The following is a 16983-nucleotide window of genomic DNA, read 5'->3' on the forward strand; positions in this document are numbered from 1 at the left end:
CCGTGAAATTGCGCGTGCTGGTGCCCCTGCTGATGACCGCCACGGCCCTCTCCGCCATGGCCATCGGCTATAGGCTGAGCCTGACCGACAGCCGCGACTGGCTGTTGGACAGTGCGCGACGCGATGGTTTGGCCCTGGTGGAGCGCCTGTCTCGATTGGCGGAACTGGAACAGGCCGAACACCCCGCCAAGGTTGAAGCCGACTTGTTGCTCAGCGCCACCGATTTGCGCATCGACGCGCTGTTGCTGACCGACCCCGACCTGCGCGTCCTGGCCGCGAACCGTCGGGCGTGGCGGGGCCAATCCCTGGATGCCGTGTGGCCCGCGTTCGGTCCCCCTCAAATCGCAGCGGCGCGCCAAGCCCACAGTCCACAGATCCGCCACCTGGCGGATCAACAACTCATGACCGTGGCAACCTCGTTTGCGCTCAAAGGACGCGCGCAGGAGATCCGCGGCCAGCAGCGGGGACTGTTGCTGCTGGTCATGGACCTGTCCGGGGTGTACCGCCAGGCTCAGCTGCAAGCCCTGAACCGCTTGGCGCCGATGGCGGGGGTATCGCTGGCGGCGCTCGCGCTGTTGATGTGGGTCATTCGTCGCCACGTGAGCCGGCCCTTGGCCGCCATCCAGAGCGCCAGCGAAGCCTTCATGGCGGCGCCCGACCAACTCCACGCCGCACCCGAGCACGGCCTGGAAGAAACCGCGCGCCTGGGGCGCTCACTGAATGCCTTGCAATCCAGCGTCCGCCAGTCGCGGGCCCAACTGCGCGAGAGTGAGGCCCATTTCCGCATGCTGGCCGACGCCGGTCACCTCAGGGTCTGGGGCCTTACGCCGGAGGGCACCGTGGACTATGCCAATGCTGGGCTGCGCGATGCGGTGGGCTGGCCCGCCGATGGCGAGGTCGCCCCGGCCCAGTGGCAGCACCTGTTGGCCCACGACGCCAATGCCACCGCCGCCCAGCTCATTGCAGCGGCTTGGCAACAGCAACGGGGGTTTAGCGCCGAGCTGGAGCTCGAAACCGCCAGCGGAGCCACGCAGTGGTTGCTGTGCGAGGGCAGCCCCCGCCACAACGACGCGGGCCAGTGGACCGGGTATTGGGTTCAAGGCCTGGACATCACCGCGCGCAAGCACGAAATGACCGCGCTGGCGGCGAGCGAGCAGCGCCAAGCCTCCCTGATCAATGGCGCCATGGACGCCATCATTTCCACCGACGCCGAGCAGCGCATCGTGCTCTTCAACCCGGCGGCCGAGCGCATGTTTGGGTGCAAGGCTGAGGAGGTGCTGGGGCGCAATCTGTCGATCTTTTTGCCCGAAGCCGTCCGGGGCAGCCATCCCAAGCATCTGCGCCGGATGATGGTGGACGACGCCCGACCCGAGAGCAACGCGCTAATGGGCGGGCGCATGCTGCACGCCCTCCGGACCGACGGCAGCAGCTTCCCCATTGAAGCGTCGGTCTCGCACATGCGGGTCGGAACGCAGCATCTGTTCACCGCCATCGTCCGGGATGTCACGGAACGCGAGCGGGCGCGGGCGGAGCTGCGCTCCCGCGAGGGCATCTTCACCGCCATCGCCGATCAGGCCCGCGAAGCCATCGTGCTGGTCGATGCGGACACCGGTCGCTTTCTGGAATTCAACCGGGCGGCTCACGAGGAGCTGGGGTACTCGGCCGAGGAGTTTGGGGGCATGGGGTTGGCGGACGTCGTGCCCGAAGGCGAAGGGGCGTCGCGTGTCGCACGCCTCAAGACCCTGGTGGAAGGCCGGCCGGCGGTGCTTGAGGAGCAGCACCGCCGCAAGGACGGCAGCTTGCGGGACGTCCGCATCAGTGCACAAAGTGTGCTGGTCCAGGGCCAACGCCGCTTGGCCGCGATCTGGAGCGACATCACCGAGGCCAAAGCCCAAGCCCGCGAGCTGGACGCGTTCCGAACCCGCTTGCAAGCCCTGGTGGAAGAGCGGACGGCCGAACTGCACAGTGCCACGGCGGCCCTGCAGTCCATTCACGACGAGCAAATCGCTCTGTTCGATGCAGCCCCGGTGGGCATCGCCCTGATCACCGACCAGCGCTTGGTGCGCTGCAATCCGCGCCTGGAAACGTTGCTTCGCGCGGCGGCCGGCTCGCTCACCGGCCGTCGGGTGGAATCCGTGCTCCCGCTGGAAGCGCTGCGCATCGCCGGGGAGCGCAGCAGCCAGGACCACCATGTCGCGCGCCAAGATGGCAGCCTGTTCTGGGCGCGCCTGACCGCCCAGCGGCTCGAACTGCCCGCCCCCAGCACGGGGGCCCTCCTCATCTTGGAAGACATTGACCAGGAGCACGCGGCCGCGCAGGCCCTGCAAGAGGCCAAGGACTTGGCCGAGTCCGCGGCGCGAATGAAGTCGGATTTCCTGGCCAACATGAGCCACGAGATCCGGACCCCCTTGAACGCCGTACTCGGCATGGCCCATTTGAGCCTGCGCACCGAACTCAGCGCCAAGCAGCGGGGCTACCTCAACAACATTCAGAGCGCGGGCCAGCACCTGCTGACCCTGCTCAACGATTTGTTGGACCTCAGCAAGATCGAGGCCGGCAAATTGGAGTTGGAGCACGCCCCGTTCTCGCTGGACAAGGTGCTCGGCAATCTGCGCACGTTGATTGCCCCGGCCGCCGCCGCCAAGGGTCTCGAGCTTGTGTTCGACGTGGGCGCGGATGTGCCCCGCGAAGTGGTGGGCGATGGCCTGAGGCTGGGGCAAATTCTCATCAACTACACCAGCAATGCCGTCAAGTTCACGCAGTCGGGCGAAGTCACGGTGGCGGTACGGCAGTTGGACCTGCGCGAGGGGCACACGCACCTGCGCTTTGAAGTCCAGGACACCGGGATCGGGCTCAGCGCCGACCAGCGACGCCAGCTCTTCATCGCCTTTCAACAAGCCGACCCCTCCACCACACGCAAGTTCGGGGGCACGGGCCTGGGGCTCTCCATTGCCAAGCGCCTGGCCGGGCTGATGGGGGGGCAAGTCGGTGTCGAAAGCCAACTCGGTCAGGGCAGCACGTTCTGGGTCGACCTGTGGCTGCCGCTGGCAGCCGATGCCGCCAGCCCGCATCCCACGCAGCTCCAGGGCCTGAACGTGTGGTTGGTCGACGACTCCCCCCACGCGAGCGCCAGCCTTCAATCCACTCTGAGCCCCTGGGGCGTGCGTGTGCGCCCATTTGGCAGCGCGGCCGAGGTGTTGGCCGAGGCGTCGCGGTCGCTGCCGCCTGACTGGGTCTTCGTGGACCATCAGCTGCCCGATGCCTCCGGTGGCGAGCTGATTCGCGCGCTACAAACGTTGATCGCTCAACCCGCACCCCGTTGGGTTCTGTTGACCGAACCTCACGTCGGGAGCCGGTCACAAGAGCCTCCTCCACAGTGCCACGAGCTGGCCAAGCCCCCCACGGCATCGGATCTCTTGGATCTGCTCATGGGGGGATTGGAGACCCCTGCCGCGGTGGACCACACCCCGCAGGATCGCTGGGCGGCCGGGCGGCGCATCCTGCTCGTCGAAGACAACGCCATCAACCGCCAAGTGGCGCAAGAGCTGCTGGAAGAAACCGGGGCGCTGGTGGTGGAGGCTGAGAACGGTGAAGTGGCGCTGCGGCGATTGGAGCAAGAGCCGGCTTTCGATCTGGTGTTCATGGACATGCAGATGCCCGTGCTGGACGGTGTCGAGGCCACGCGTCGCCTGCGCAACGACCCGCGGTGGCCGACCTTGCCCGTGGTCGCCATGACCGCCAACGCGCTGGCGCAGGACCGTGACCTGTGCCTGTCCGCCGGCATGAACGACTTTTTGAGCAAGCCCATCGAGCCCGACTCGCTCTACGCACTCCTCCACCGCTGGTTGCCCAACGCCCCAAGCGCCGAGCTCCCCGTGGGCCCGACGATCGACCCCGTGAGCGCGGCTGATGCACACGGGCTCCCGGTCTTGGATACGGCGAAGGGCTTACGGGCCTGTCTGGGCAAGACCGCGATGTACCAAAGGCTGCTGGGCCAGTTCGTCCAGCAATATGCCAACGAACCCAGCCTCATCGAGACCGATTGGGCCGCCAGCCGACAAGCGGAGGCGGAGCGCCGCGCCCACACCCTCAAAGGTGTGTCGGCGCAATTGGGCGCCCTGCCCTTGTCACAGGCCGCCAGCGATTTGGAAAAAGCACTCCATGCGCAACGGGGACAGCCCGCGCCTCAATGGCCGGCCCCGGTTCACGCGGCTTTTGCTGCGCAAATGCGTAAGGTCCAGGCGGCCATCGCGCAGCATCTCGCCGAATCCCCCCCGCCGCCAGCCGCGGAGGTGGGCCCGGCAGCCTGGGCATCGGCGCTGGACGGTTTGACCGCCCGCCTCGAACGGGGCGACCCGGAGGCGGCCGAGTGGCTGCAAACGCACGAACCGGCCCTGCGCCTCGCGCTTGGAACACGTTTTGCCAGCGTTTCACGGGCCATTGAAAACTTCGACTTCGAACAGGCCTTGCAGTTGTGCCAAGGGGAGACCGCGTCGTGATGACCCCGCCCACCGCCCCGGCCCCGGGGCCCAACCCCCCCCTGGGGGCGCGCATCCTCGTCGTCGACGATACGCCCCAGAACCTGGCGCTGATGAGTGAATTGCTGCGCCCGCTGTACCACGTGACGGTGGCCAACCACGGCGAACGCGCCCTTCATCTGCTGGCCCAGGGAGATCTGCCCGACCTGATTCTGCTGGACATCATGATGCCCGGCATCGACGGCTACGAGGTGCTGCGTCGGCTGCGACTCGCCCCCCGCACCCAGCACATTCCGGTCATTTTTCTGACCGCCAAGTCTGAGACCGAGGATGAGGCCCAGGGGCTGGCTTTGGGGGCGCAGGACTACATCACCAAACCGATTTGTGCCCCCATCGTGCTGGCCCGCGTGGCGGCGCAACTCAAACTCAAGGTCGTGGCCGACTTTTTGCGCGACAAGGCCGACTACTTGGAATCGGAGGTTCAGCGGCGAACGGAACGGATTGAGGCCATCCAAGACATCACCGTGCTGGTGATGTCCTCCATGGCGGAATCCCGCGACAACGAGACCGGCAATCACATCCGGCGCACCCAGCATTACGTCAAGGGTCTGGCCGAGGCGTTGGCGTCAAACCCGCAGTTCGCCAGCGATTTGACGCCGGACACCATCGAACTGCTCTACAAATCCGCCCCTCTGCATGACATCGGCAAGGTGGGCATCCCGGACCACATCCTGCTCAAGCCCGGCAAGCTCACCCCCGAAGAGTTTGAGGTCATGAAGACCCACACGACGATTGGCTATGAGTCCATCGTGCGGGCCGAGCGTCTGCTCGGTGAGGAGGTGGATTTCCTACGTTTCGCCAAAGAGATTTCGCTCTCGCACCAAGAAAAGTGGGACGGGAGCGGCTATCCCCAGGGGTTGAAAGGCGAGGCCATTCCCCTCTCGGCCCGCTTGATGGCCGTGGCCGACGTGTATGACGCCTTGATCAGTCGCCGTGTTTACAAGGAAGCGTTCTCACATGGCACAGCGGTGGCGATCCTGCAAGAAGGTCGCGGCACGCATTTCGACCCCGTGATCTTGGATGCCTTTCTGCAGATCCAAGATCAATTCATCGCGATCGCCGCACGCTGGGTCGACGAGTGAACCAGGCAACAGCGGATGCAAAAAAGCCCGCATGCGCGGGCTTTTTCATGGCTGAACGCCGATTTCAGTAGCCGCCGCGGTCACCGCGGTCACCACGGAAACCACCGCCACCGCCGCCCGGGCCACGGCCATAGGGGCTGGCAAAGCCCGCCGGACGCGCCTCACGCGGGCGGGCGACGTTCACCACCAGCGGGCGGCCTTCGAGCGCCTGGCCATTCATGCCGCTGATCGCGGCCTGAGCCTCGGCGTCCGTGCCCATTTCGACAAAACCGAAGCCCTTGGAGCGGCCGGTTTCGCGGTCCATCATGACCTTGGCGGACTGGACGTTGCCGAAGCGAGCAAACGCCTGTTGCAGGGAGTCGTCGCGCACGCTGTAAGCGAGGTTGCCGACGTAAAGCTTGTTGTTCATGGGGAGGCCCCTAACGAGATACTAAGACAAAGAACCGAGAGGCGCCTGAACCCATCCAAGCAAGACAACGAATCAACGCGACCAAACCGGCCGCGCCATTATTCCGGTGGACGGGGCAGAAACCAGCCCCTAAGCCCCAAGCTGTTGCTTTTTGTCGGCGCGAGAAAACCCGCAGTTCCGCGCCAAACCCGTCCAACGGGGGTGCCGAACGCCGAAGGCTGCCTCTCCCCGCGGGTGGGGCCCGGGCTCACAATGGCCCATGGACATCTACAAACCCTTGGTTGCCCTGATCGCCATGGTCAACCCCATTGGCGTCATTCCCTTCTTCATTGCCTTCACGCAAGATCTCGATCGGTTTCAGCGGAAGCGAACAATCCGTGTCGCCGCTTTTACTTGTTTTACCGTGATTGCCGTCTCGGCGCTTGCCGGTCTCAAGGTTATTGAGTTTTTCGGCATTTCAATCGCCAGCTTCCAAGTTGGAGGCGGCACGCTGCTGTTGATCAACGCGCTGGCGATGCTGAACGCCAAGCCGGCCGAAAGTGGCAGTGTCAGCACCGCCGATGCGGGCACCCACATCGCGGTCGTGCCCTTGGCCATTCCCCTGCTGACTGGCCCGGCCACCATCTCCACCATGGTGATTTACGCTCAGAAAACCCAGCATTGGTGGCAGCAAAGCGTCCTGGTGGGTTACGGCGTGGTGGTGGGCGCGGTGGTGTGGCTGTGCTTCACCGCCTCCGGCCGCATCGCCAAAGCGCTGGGCGCCACCGGCATCAACATCATGACGCGCCTGATGGGGCTGATCCTGGCCGCACTCGCGGTTGAATTGCTGGCCAGTGGGTTGATTGATCTGTTCCCAGTCTTGGGCTCCCCCAAACTCAAGGGCTAAAGCAGAGCGGCCCTTGGCCGCTCAGCCACCCCCGACCGGCCGCGCCATCAGCCCGCGAAGCGGCGCTCCAGGAAGTGAATCAGGGTGCGCAAGGTTTGGGCTTCGCCACCGACCGGGCGGCCCGGGCGGGCCAAGGTGGTCCAAGCAAACAGGTCGATGTGCAGCCACGCTTGGTCGGCGGGCACAAACCGGTCCAAGAACAGCGCGGCCGTAACCGCGCCAGCCATCGGGCTGCTGCCGCTGTTGCTCACATCGGCCATGGGCGTTTCAATGAGGGCCTGATACGGCTGCCACAGGGGCATGTGCCACAGCGGATCGCGCTCTTGCAAGCCCAGATCCACCAGTTCCCGTCCGAGCGCCATATCGCGGGTGAAGAGTGCGGGCAACTCGGGGCCCAAAGCCACGCGCGCGGCGCCGGTGAGGGTCGCCAGATCAATCAACAACTCGGGCTTGGACTCACAGGCGTAGGCCATGGCGTCGCACAACACCACGCGGCCCTCGGCGTCTGTGTTGCCAATTTCGATGGTCAGGCCCTTGCGCGTGCGGAACACATCGCCCGGGCGGAAGGCATTGCCACTGATGGCGTTTTCAACGGCCGGGATCAGCAGTTGCAGGCGCACGGGCAGTTTGAGCGCCATCACCAGCGCGGCCAAGCCCAGCGCATTGGCCGCACCGCCCATGTCCTTTTTCATCAAGCGCATGCCATCGGCCGGCTTGATGTCCAACCCCCCAGAGTCGAAACAAACGCCCTTGCCCACCAGGCTCAGCTTGGGGTGCTTGGGGTTGCCCCAGGTCAGTTCGATCAAGCGCGGCGCCCGGTCCGGCGCCGCCGCCCGCCCGACCGCATGAATGGCTGGGAAGTTGTTCTTGAGCAGGGCATCCCCCACAATTTCCTTGACCTTGGCGCCATGCGGTTTGCCCACCAGCTTCACCGCTTCGGCCAACTGCGCCGGGCCCATGTGCTCAGCCGGCGTATTGACCAAATCCCGGGTCGCGCACAAGGCGGTCGCCAGGGCCAGCCCCCGCTGGCTTTCAGGGCCATCTGGCAGCACCAATTCAGCACTCACGCGACCGCGGGCCTTGTAGGCGTCAAAAACATAGTCGCCCAACACCCACGACAGGGCCGCCGCCTGCGGATCCAGAGCCACCCCATCGGCATCCAATTTGTAGCGACCTGTCGGCAAAATCTGTGGAAAAGCCGCCAACGCATAGGGATCGTCCGACGCCCGTACGCCCACGACCACACAACTCAGACGCCCTTGTTCATCGGGCAGCACGACGTGGGTGTCCGGCTTGGCGGCGAAGCCCACGGCATCCAGCCAGCGCTGGGTCGCTACCGGCAAGCCTTTGCGAATCTCGGGCCACGCTTCGACCGTCGAGCACAGCAGGGGGGTGGCGGAGGCCGGTACTTTTTTGGCGAGCGTGAGCGTCATGGCAAGCTTTTTTGAAACGCGAAGGCCGGCATTCTCTGACGAACCGAAAAAAGCGCGAAAAACTGCAGAAACGTGTCAACCATCCGCGCAAACCCCACGTTACGGCGCCATCGGTCGAAAGGTTTCGGCCGCTTTTGAGGGCTCTGCCCGACCCTGATCATGCTGACCGCCACTGCCAACCGCCACGCCAATCCCGCCCGCCGCAGTCCACTGTCGCCGGCCTTGCTGGACAGTTTGCTGGACAAAGGCCCCAAGCACTGCGCTTACGAGGGTTCCGGTTTCACCCAGGGGCGACGGGCGCTGGATCGACTGCTGCAGTTGGATCGCAAGCGCTGATCCGCCGGGCGGGGGGCGTCAGCCCCTGAAATCAACCCCTGAGCTGAATCCACCTTTGGGCCCAGCGGCCGGGCGGGCCGCCCTCATACCCCGAAGCGGACCCTCTTTATCGATCTTGCCGATTTGGCGCCCCGGCGTTCAGGCTTGAGAATGGCGGCCATGCGCGTGCTGTTTGCCTCATTACTTGCCCTGGGCGGCCTGGCCCTTGGGGCCAGGGCCAACCCGGTGACGCTGCACTATCAAGAGCGTCCTCCGTACTACGAGACGCACCCGGACGGGGTTCGTGGCTTGGTGGTGGACCCCTTGGTCAAGGCCCTGCAACGGGCCCAACTCCCCTACCGTCTGGCGCTCACACCCAGTCAGCGCCAACTTTTGCTGATCGAAGACAGCGTGGGGCCACACTGTGGCATCGGCTGGTTTCGAAACCCAGTCCGCGAAGCCAAAGGGCAGTTCAGTTCGATGCTGTACCAAGACCAGCCCCTGAGTTTGCTGGCTCGTCGTGCCTTGGCTTGGCGCGACCCCCTCTCGATGACGGAGGCGCTGCAACGAACAGAAGCCAGGCTTCTCACCAAACAAGGCTTTTCCTACGGTCCGCAGTTCGATGCCCTGCTGGCCCAGCGCCTCAAACCGCCCGAAACCAGCACGGGCGAGGTGTCCAACTTGGTGCGCATGCTGATTGCCAACCGCGCCGATTGGATGCCCCTGGCTCACGAAGAAGCCCGCTGGTTGCTCGACGCCATGGACGAGGCCAGCGAGAAGCTCCAGGTGCTTCGCTTTTCTGATGCCCCGGCGGGACCCACACGCCACCTGTACTGCAACAAGGCTGTGCCGTCCGATTGGATGCAGCGTCTCAATGAGGCGCTGAAATAGTGGAACTGCTGCTGGCTGTTACCGCCTCATTGGCGGCTGGGTTCATTGATGCCATCGTCGGCGGTGGCGGGTTGATTCTGGTGCCCGCCCTGTTCGCGGCCTACCCGGCTGCTGCACCGGCCACATTGTTCGGAACCAACAAAGGGGCGGCCATTTGGGGTACGGCGCTGGCCACCTGGCGTTATGCCCGCCGGGTGGAATTGCGCTGGGCATCTCTCTTGCCCGCCGTGGGTACAGCCCTGCTGGGCAGCACGCTGGGCGCATGGGGAGCGACCCAGGTGGACGCCCGCCTGTGGCGAATCGCCCTGCCCGTCATCCTCCTGGGACTGTTGGTCTACACCCTCGCCAAGAAGAACCTGGGGCGCGCCCATGCCCCGGCCTACAGCGGCTCCGCCGAAGCCCTGCGCGCGATGGCGATCGGGGGGGGAATTGGCCTGTACGACGGTTTTTTTGGGCCTGGGACGGGCAGCTTTTTCATTTTCCTGTTCGTGCGGGTGCTGGGCTACGACTTCCTGCACGCCAGTGCCAGCGCCAAGCTACTCAACACCGCCACCAATGCGGCGGCCCTGACGCTGTTCGCTGCCACGGGTCACCTGTGGTGGGGTGTGGCGGCTTGTATGGCTGTGGCGAACATGCTGGGCAGTTGGCTGGGGGCTCACTTGGCGTTGGCACGGGGCGCGGGCTTTGTGCGCGGGGTTTTCCTGGTGGTGGTCTCGGCACTGATTGTTAAAACCGGCTGGGATGCAGCGATAACATGGACCACAGTAATGGCCTGAGGCTCTGACCATGTCTGTCGATCCTGAACTGCGTTCCCTCGATATCGAAATTCCAGCCCAGCCGGACGTGCTGGTGAAGCTGTCCGTGCTGATGGCCGAAGACGAGGTCGACCTGCTGGCCATTTCTGCGCTCGTGGAAGGGGATATGGCCCTGGCCGCGGCGGTGCTGAAGGCCGTGAATTCCTCGCTGTATGGCCTGCGAGGCCGCGTGCAAACGGTGCACCAAGCCCTCACGTACCTAGGCATGCGAGAGGTTTCGGCCATTGCCTTTGAAATGAGTTTGCGGGCGGCCTTCCCCCCTGCGGCGGAACTGGAGCCTGTTTGGGCCCGTGCCGCGCAGCGCGGCATCTTGATGGGTCGCATGGGCCAATTGCTGGGAATTGACCCCTGGGCGGCGCATTCCGCCGGCCTGTTTGAGGAATGTGGCAAAGCCGTGCTGTACCGCCATGCGCCGCAACACTACCCTGCCATGCTGCGGGCGGCGCCATCAGATCAAGAGTTGTGTGGCTTGGAAACCGCCGCGTTTGGGGTCAGCCACGACGCCCTGGGCGCAGCCCTGTGCGAAAGCTGGGGGGTGGCCCCGGCGGCGGTGGCCAGTGTGCGACACCACATTGCCCTGCAAGCCGGGGATGACATGCCCGAAGCCTTGCAGCGGCGCAGTGTTGCCTGCCTGTCGGGTTTGGCCCATACGCTGATGAACGCACCGGCAGACTTGGAAGCCCGCGCGCAAGTCCTGTGCCCGCAGGCCCAGATTGATCCGGCGGCGGCCTTGCGCGCGGCCCGCCGCGTGCAGGAACAACTCGAGAACGCGGCGAGTGCCGGCTGAGGTGCTTCTGGCACTGACCACGCTGGACAGTGCCGCTGCCGCGCATCAGTTGGCGCACCAGTTGGTCGAAACGCGTCTGGCCGCCTGTGTGCACATTGAATCCCTGGAGTCGGTTTACCGCTGGGACGGCCAAGTGCGCCTTTCGCCCGAATGGCGGCTGCTGATCAAGACCACCAGCGAGCGCTGGGCGGCGCTGCGTGCCTTCATAGACACCCACCACCCTTACGAAGTGCCCGCTTTGGTGGCCTGGCCGTGCAGTCAGACACCCCCCCAATTTGCCGAGTGGGTCCGACAAGAAACCCACCCAGCCCCGGGCGGTCTCTAAAATCGCCGCCCCTTTTCCCTGGCGGACCCATGAGCCTCGACGACTTCCGCACCCTGCTGCCGCAACGCTTGATGCCCAAGCGCTTCTTCACGGAGGCGGCCGGACGATTCGCCGCATGGGAGGGCGGCCCTTGGACCACCCGCGTCATTCGACGCTTCATCGCGCGCTATGGGGTCAACATGGCCGAAGCGGCACAGCCCGACCCCGCCAGTTACCCGTCCTTCAATGCTTTTTTTACCCGCCCCTTGAAGTCAGGGGCCCGGCCACTGGCGCCAGCGGATTGGATTTGTCCCGTGGACGGCGCCATTTCGGCGTACGGCCCCATCGCGGCTGACCAGGTGTACCAGGCCAAAGGCCACGGCTACAGCACACGCACCTTGGTGGGCGGTGACGGCGAACTGGCCGCGCAGTTTCAAGACGGTCACTTTGCCACGCTGTACTTGAGCCCCAAGGATTACCACCGCATTCACATGCCCTGTGCCGGCACGCTGCGACAAATGATTTGGGTACCCGGAAGTTTGTACTCCGTGAACCCGGCCACCGCGCGAGCGCTGCCCGGCCTGTTTGCCCGCAACGAGCGTGTGGTCTGCGTCTTCGACACCGAACACGGTCCATTCGTCTTGGTCCTGGTCGGGGCCACCATCGTGGGCAGCATGGCCACCACCTGGCATGGCGTGGTCAACCCCCCGCGCCGACCCGCGGTGACGACCTGGACCTACGCACCCGGTGAACACCGGTTCGAGCAAGGCCAAGAAATGGGGCGTTTCCTGTTGGGTTCGACCGTGGTGATGCTCTGGCCCAAGTCGGACCTGACCTTCAACCCCGATTGGGCGCCTGGCCGCCCCATTCGCCTCGGCGAAAAAATGGCGGACTTCGCATGACCCCCACCCGCGTTCTCACTGGCATCACCACCACCGGCACCCTGCACTTGGGCAATTACGTGGGCGCCATCCGGCCCGCCATTGCCGCGTCGCGCGAGCCCGGCGTGGAGAGCTTTTTCTTCATGGCGGACTACCACGGGCTCATCAAGTGCGACGACCCGGATCGGGTGGAGGCGTCGCGCTTACAGATCGCGGCGACGTGGATTGCCGCGGGTCTCGATACCGACGTGGCCCTGCTGTATCGACAAAGCGATGTGCCCGAGGTGTGCGAGTTGACTTGGCTGCTGACGTGTATCACCGCCAAAGGTCAAATGAATCGTGCTCACGCCTACAAGGCGGCCGTGGATGCGTCCGTCGCCGCCGGCGAAGAGCCCGACTCCAACGTCACGATGGGTCTGTATTGCTATCCCATCCTGATGGCGGCGGACATCCTGCTCTACAACGCCCACCGCATTCCGGTCGGGAAGGATCAGGTTCAGCACATCGAGATGGCGCGGGACGTGGCCCAGCGCTTCAATCACCTGTACGGCGACGACTTCTTTGTCCTGCCCGAAGCCCAGGTGGACGCCGAAATGGAACTGCTGCCGGGTTTGGACGGCCGCAAGATGAGCAAGAGCTACGACAACGTCGTGCCCCTCTTTGAGGGCGGACTGGAGGCGCTCAAAGCGGCGATCGCGAAGATCGTCACCGATTCCCGGGAACCCGGTGAGCCCAAGGAACCCGAGGGCACCCCCCTCATTCAGCTGTGGGACGCCTTTTCCACCCGCGAGGAACGAGCTGCCCTGCGCAGTGAACTGCGCGCCGGCTTGGGTTGGGGTGCAGCCAAACAACGTTTGGTGGCGCAGATCGACCGCGAGTTGGGCCCCATGCGCGCCCGCTACGAGCACTTGATGACCCACCCGGACGAGATCGAGGCGATCCTGTTGCAAGGCGCTGAGCGGGCCCGCGCGATTGCACGCCCCTTGCTGGCCCGCTTGCGAGAAGCCGTGGGGCTGCGACGCTCCCGCCTTTTGCCCGGTCGACAAACGCTCGCCCCCAAAGCCGCCGCCCTGCCGGTGCCCAAGCAATACCGGGAGTCCGACGGCCTCTTCTATGTGAAGCTGGTTCAGGGCGATCAACTCCTGCTGCTCTCCCCCGGCTTTGCCCAAGGCAAGGAGGCAGGCCAGTGGTGGGCCCAGGTCAAGCGAGAAGGCCGCGTTGCGGCCACCGCGGCCCAGCAAGTTCACGACCGCCTGGACGAAGCCCTGGCCCAACTTCGGGCGGCCGAGGCCGACAAAAAGGCCAGCCAAGCTGCGGCCGACTGACCCCCCCGGTGCCTCGCGCCCTGCGGGCGCTCCCGGCTTGCCGTGCTGAGCAGAAGGGCGTACACCTGAGTCCCCAGCCTCAGGAGCCCGGACATGCCCCTTTTGATTCGCACCACTCTCATCCAGGCCTTGGCCATCGGCCTCTTCGTCCCTGTGGGGGCCACGGCCCATTCCAAATCGGCAGCCAAATCTCCACCGGCCCCCGCCGTTCAACAAGTCGTGAAGCCCCCCATCGCCCAGGCCTGGGTGGACCTGGCCACCCATCACAGCGATCTGCCCGGCTTCGCTGGGGCCCTGATGGGCGGGGGGGGCGCCGGTTTGGGCAGTCTGTTCGGAGGCGGTGGCGACAAGGGGCGTGGCAATGTGTTTGGCGGGACTCAGGGCCTGGGCATGACCGGGAGCGGCCAATGGTTAGACGTAGCCGTCCACACCCGCGCCAACCCCTCCCTGAGCCAGGCCCAGCAAGCGATTCCGCCCGGCCTTCAGCTGGGTGCGACGCTGAACTTGGTGGCACCGGTGCCGGACAAACCCATTCCAGTGCCGGAGCGCGACGATGAGCCACGCGAACCGCACTACGAACGGCCGAAGGGCAAGCTGCTGCTGTACTGGGGCTGCAGCGAGTCGGTTCGCGAGGGGCAGCCCCGCGTGTTGGACTTCGCCAACCTCCGCCTGGAAGACATTCAGCGCATCATGGTCGCCCGGGGCCACACGCCCAAGGGCGCCCGCAGTCAGCCCGGCTACCCCGCTTGGCCGAACAAGACGGATGATCGCAAGGTGCCTGCCGGCGCCCGCATCGCCGGCGAGAACGGATTCAGTGGCCAAGGGGTCCCGGAGGGTTTTCGCTTTGATCTGCGTCCCGACGTGGACTTCATGCCACCCTTGGACCTGCAGCGCCATGCGCTGCCCAGCGGCGCTACCCAGCTGAATTGGCCCGGCTTGGAGCAGTCCCGCGCGTACTTCATCAGCGCCATGGGTGCCAAGCCCGGCACCGACGGCAGCGACAGTGCCGAAATGGTGCTGTGGAGCAGCAGTGAACTCCCTGACACCGGTTTCGCGCTGCACGACTACCAGACCCCGGCGGGCATCGAACGCTGGGTCAAAGAGAAAGTACTGCTGCCTCCCAGCACCTTGCAGTGCGCCATTCCCGCCGGGATTTTTGGTACCGCGGGCGAGTCAGGCGCCGGCATGCTGCGCATGATGGCCTATGGACCGGAGCAGGCGGTCGCTCACCCGCCGCGACCCACCGATCCCAAAGTGCCCTGGACCCCTGATTGGTCCGTTCGGGTGCGCACCAAGTCCAGCTGGATGGGCTTACTCGGGATGGAAAACACCGGCTCCGAGCGCGGGGCCGGCCGGCCCAAACCGGCCGCAGAGCCGGAAGAGAAGAAGAAACCCAACGTCGGTGATTTGCTCAAAGGCATTTTTGGCCGTTGAGCCGCCCAATACCTGGGGTTGCCCCTCTAGTCGACCCTGGGGAAAGCGCCGTGGTGTTTGAGGCCCCAATCAGGCACCCTTGATCTTCCGTCCGCTTTCAACCGCAGTCTTATGAGCACGACCATCGCCCCGGAACGTTTGGCCCTTCAATGCCTGTACTACTGGGAAACCAGTCACGCCCATCACGTCACCCTGACCCAGCCCATGGGCAACGGCCAGGTCCGGGATTTCACCTGGGGCCAGGTGGCCGATGAAACCCGCCGCATGGCCCAGTGGTTGAAGAGCCAGGGATGGCCCGAAGGCAGCAAGGTGGCCATCCTCTCCAAGAACTGTGCTTGGTGGTTGATGACCGATCTGGCCATTTGGATGGCCGGCTATGTCTCCGTCCCGCTCTACCCCACCCTGGCGGCCGGCACCATCACCCAGATCTTGGAACACAGCGAGGCCAAGATGTGCTTCGTCGGCAAGCTCGACGGTTGGGAGGGCATGAAGCCCGGCATTCCCGCCGACATGCGCTGCGTCAGCTACAGCCTCAGTCCGGACGATGCCAAGCGGGCCTACCAAAGCTGGGACGAAATCATTGCGGACACCCCCCCCCTGCAGGGCAACCCCGTACGGGCCGCCGATGAACTGGCCACGCTGATTTACACCTCCGGCACAACGGGCGCCCCTAAGGGCGTCATGCACACCTTTGGCAACTTTGCCTGGGCCCTGACCGCGGGGCTGGGCCGCATTTCGATGGGCATGAATGACCGCATGCTCTCCTACCTGCCGCTGGCCCACGTGGTCGAGCGCTGTTTGGTGGAGCACGGTTGGTTGATCACCGGCATGCATGTGTATTTCGCAGAGTCGCTCGAAACCTTCACGCAGGATTTGCAGCGCGCCCGTCCCACCGTGTTCTTCTCCGTCCCTCGCCTGTGGGTGAAGTTCCAGCAAGGCATCTTGGCCAAGATGCCCCAAGCCAAACTCAACCGCCTGCTCTCCATCCCCATCCTGAATTGGATCGTCAAGCGCAAGATCCGAAAGGCGCTGGGTTTGGATGCCTGTCAGTTCGCCGCGGGCGGTGCGGCCCCCATGCCGCCCGACTTGCTGCGCTGGTACCGGCGCATTGGCCTGCCCATCAACGAAGGCTATGGCATGACCGAAAACTTGGCGGTCAGCAACATCACCATCAATGGCGAAGACATGACCGGGACGGTGGGCCCTGGCTACGACGGCGTGCAGATTCGCATCGACAAGAAGACCGGCGAGTTGCAAATGACCAGCCCGGCCGTCATGAAGGGCTATTACAAGGAGCCGGAACTCACGCGCGAAGCGTTTACCGAAGACGGCTGGCTCAAGACCGGGGACAAGGCCTCGCGCGATGAGCGGCAGTGCATTCGCATCACGGGCCGGGTCAAGGACCTGTTCAAGACCAGCAAGGGCAAATACGTGGCGCCGGCCCCCATTGAGGACAAGCTGGTGATGCACGGTGCCGTTGAGGCCTGCGCGGTCGTGGGCGCCAACATGGGCCAACCGCTCGGGCTCGGCATGCTGGGCCCCGACGCAGTCAAACAGTTGGAGACGCCGGAACAGGCGGCAGAGCTGAAGGCCTCGCTCGAAGCCCACCTGAAGGCCATCAACGAAAAGCTGGACCCGCACGAGCAAATGGACTGTTTGGTGCTCTTCAAGCAGCCGTGGACGGTGGAAAACGGCTTCATCACGCCCACCTTCAAGGTCAAACGCAACGTCATTGACGACACCTACGGCACTCGCTACGAGAAGTGGGCCGAAAGCCGCCAGAAGATCATCATCGAAGGTTGAGCGCGTCAACCGAGGGTTGGCCCGTCGACGAGCGGGCCAACCCCAAAATGTAAAGGGGGCCTCGGCCCCCTTTTTTCTTA

General features: G+C 64.9%; 14 protein-coding genes. 12 read left to right on the plus strand and 2 right to left on the minus strand.

What is annotated here, in order from left to right; genetic code table 11:
* Window positions 1–2 precede the first annotated feature (2 nt).
* Together I7X43_RS12275 and I7X43_RS12280 are read left to right on the plus strand one after the other, a co-directional pair.
* Window positions 3–4499 carry a PAS domain S-box protein gene (locus tag I7X43_RS12275; RefSeq protein WP_198101233.1) on the plus strand — a complete coding sequence of 1499 codons (4497 nt, stop codon included), beginning with the start codon at window positions 3–5 and terminating at the stop codon, window positions 4497–4499.
* On the plus strand, window positions 4499–5620 hold the full coding sequence (locus I7X43_RS12280) for an HD-GYP domain-containing protein (protein ID WP_198101234.1): 1122 nt from the start codon (window positions 4499–4501) through the stop codon (window positions 5618–5620). Before I7X43_RS12275 ends, I7X43_RS12280 begins: the two co-directional genes overlap by 1 nt.
* A 64-nt stretch (window positions 5621–5684) precedes the next feature.
* On the opposite strand, the gene rbp is transcribed toward I7X43_RS12280, so the two are convergent.
* Entirely contained in the window at window positions 5685–6029 is a 345-nt protein-coding gene (gene rbp, locus I7X43_RS12285) for an RNA-binding regulator (RefSeq protein WP_198101235.1), read from the minus strand.
* Between the two features lie 259 nt (window positions 6030–6288).
* Between rbp and I7X43_RS12290 the strand changes: the two genes are divergently transcribed.
* A complete protein-coding gene (locus I7X43_RS12290; protein ID WP_198101236.1) occupies window positions 6289–6915 on the plus strand; it encodes a MarC family protein in 627 nt (208 codons plus the stop codon).
* Between the two features lie 47 nt (window positions 6916–6962).
* On the opposite strand, the gene I7X43_RS12295 is transcribed toward I7X43_RS12290, so the two are convergent.
* Window positions 6963–8348: a leucyl aminopeptidase family protein gene (locus I7X43_RS12295; RefSeq protein ID WP_198101237.1), complete on the minus strand. Its 1386-nt coding sequence runs from the start codon at window positions 8346–8348 to the stop codon at window positions 6963–6965.
* A 159-nt stretch (window positions 8349–8507) separates the two neighbouring features.
* Here I7X43_RS12295 and I7X43_RS12300 point away from each other — a divergent pair, with 159 nt between their 5' ends.
* The 9 genes from I7X43_RS12300 to I7X43_RS12340 all read left to right on the plus strand — a co-directional run bounded on the left by I7X43_RS12300 (window position 8508) and on the right by I7X43_RS12340 (window position 16903).
* Window positions 8508–8684: a hypothetical protein gene (locus tag I7X43_RS12300; RefSeq protein WP_198101238.1), complete on the plus strand. Its 177-nt coding sequence runs from the start codon at window positions 8508–8510 to the stop codon at window positions 8682–8684.
* 159 nt (window positions 8685–8843) lie between these two features.
* Window positions 8844–9554 carry a hypothetical protein gene (locus I7X43_RS12305; RefSeq protein WP_198101239.1) on the plus strand — a complete coding sequence of 237 codons (711 nt, stop codon included), beginning with the start codon at window positions 8844–8846 and terminating at the stop codon, window positions 9552–9554.
* Window positions 9554–10330, plus strand: coding sequence for a sulfite exporter TauE/SafE family protein (locus I7X43_RS12310; RefSeq protein WP_198101240.1), 777 nt, complete (start codon window positions 9554–9556; stop codon window positions 10328–10330). Before I7X43_RS12305 ends, I7X43_RS12310 begins: the two co-directional genes overlap by 1 nt.
* A gap of 10 nt (window positions 10331–10340) precedes the next feature.
* Window positions 10341–11156, plus strand: a complete 816-nt coding sequence (locus I7X43_RS12315; protein ID WP_198101241.1) for an HDOD domain-containing protein — start codon at window positions 10341–10343, stop codon at window positions 11154–11156.
* Window positions 11146–11481 carry a divalent-cation tolerance protein CutA gene (cutA, locus tag I7X43_RS12320; protein ID WP_198101242.1) on the plus strand — a complete coding sequence of 112 codons (336 nt, stop codon included), beginning with the start codon at window positions 11146–11148 and terminating at the stop codon, window positions 11479–11481. The genes I7X43_RS12315 and cutA overlap by 11 nt, the downstream gene beginning before the upstream one ends.
* A gap of 29 nt (window positions 11482–11510) precedes the next feature.
* Entirely contained in the window at window positions 11511–12362 is an 852-nt protein-coding gene (asd, locus tag I7X43_RS12325; protein ID WP_246480392.1) for an archaetidylserine decarboxylase, read from the plus strand.
* Window positions 12359–13666, plus strand: coding sequence for a tryptophan--tRNA ligase (locus I7X43_RS12330; RefSeq protein ID WP_198101243.1), 1308 nt, complete (start codon window positions 12359–12361; stop codon window positions 13664–13666). Before asd ends, I7X43_RS12330 begins: the two co-directional genes overlap by 4 nt.
* A 93-nt stretch (window positions 13667–13759) precedes the next feature.
* Complete coding sequence (locus tag I7X43_RS12335; RefSeq protein ID WP_198101244.1) at window positions 13760–15100, plus strand: hypothetical protein; 1341 nt, start codon at window positions 13760–13762, stop codon at window positions 15098–15100.
* Between the two features lie 111 nt (window positions 15101–15211).
* Window positions 15212–16903, plus strand: a complete 1692-nt coding sequence (locus I7X43_RS12340) for an AMP-binding protein (RefSeq protein ID WP_198101245.1) — start codon at window positions 15212–15214, stop codon at window positions 16901–16903.
* Window positions 16904–16983 lie beyond the last annotated feature (80 nt).

Origin of the sequence: Inhella gelatinilytica (assembly GCF_016093295.1) — a bacterium.
Classification (GTDB): domain Bacteria; phylum Pseudomonadota; class Gammaproteobacteria; order Burkholderiales; family Burkholderiaceae_C; genus Inhella; species Inhella gelatinilytica.

Excerpts from the sequence above, each read along its gene's own strand:
- I7X43_RS12280 (WP_198101234.1), top strand. The coding sequence starts at position 4,499 with ATGACCCCGCCCACCGCCCCGGCCCCGGGGCCCAACCCCCCCCTGGGG.
- rbp (WP_198101235.1), bottom strand. The coding sequence starts at position 6,029 with ATGAACAACAAGCTTTACGTCGGCAACCTCGCTTACAGCGTGCGCGAC.
- I7X43_RS12290 (WP_198101236.1), top strand. The coding sequence starts at position 6,289 with ATGGACATCTACAAACCCTTGGTTGCCCTGATCGCCATGGTCAACCCC.
- I7X43_RS12295 (WP_198101237.1), bottom strand. The coding sequence starts at position 8,348 with ATGACGCTCACGCTCGCCAAAAAAGTACCGGCCTCCGCCACCCCCCTG.
- I7X43_RS12300 (WP_198101238.1), top strand. The coding sequence starts at position 8,508 with ATGCTGACCGCCACTGCCAACCGCCACGCCAATCCCGCCCGCCGCAGT.
- I7X43_RS12305 (WP_198101239.1), top strand. The coding sequence starts at position 8,844 with ATGCGCGTGCTGTTTGCCTCATTACTTGCCCTGGGCGGCCTGGCCCTT.
- I7X43_RS12315 (WP_198101241.1), top strand. The coding sequence starts at position 10,341 with ATGTCTGTCGATCCTGAACTGCGTTCCCTCGATATCGAAATTCCAGCC.
- asd (WP_246480392.1), top strand. The coding sequence starts at position 11,511 with ATGAGCCTCGACGACTTCCGCACCCTGCTGCCGCAACGCTTGATGCCC.
- I7X43_RS12330 (WP_198101243.1), top strand. The coding sequence starts at position 12,359 with ATGACCCCCACCCGCGTTCTCACTGGCATCACCACCACCGGCACCCTG.
- I7X43_RS12335 (WP_198101244.1), top strand. The coding sequence starts at position 13,760 with ATGCCCCTTTTGATTCGCACCACTCTCATCCAGGCCTTGGCCATCGGC.
- I7X43_RS12340 (WP_198101245.1), top strand. The coding sequence starts at position 15,212 with ATGAGCACGACCATCGCCCCGGAACGTTTGGCCCTTCAATGCCTGTAC.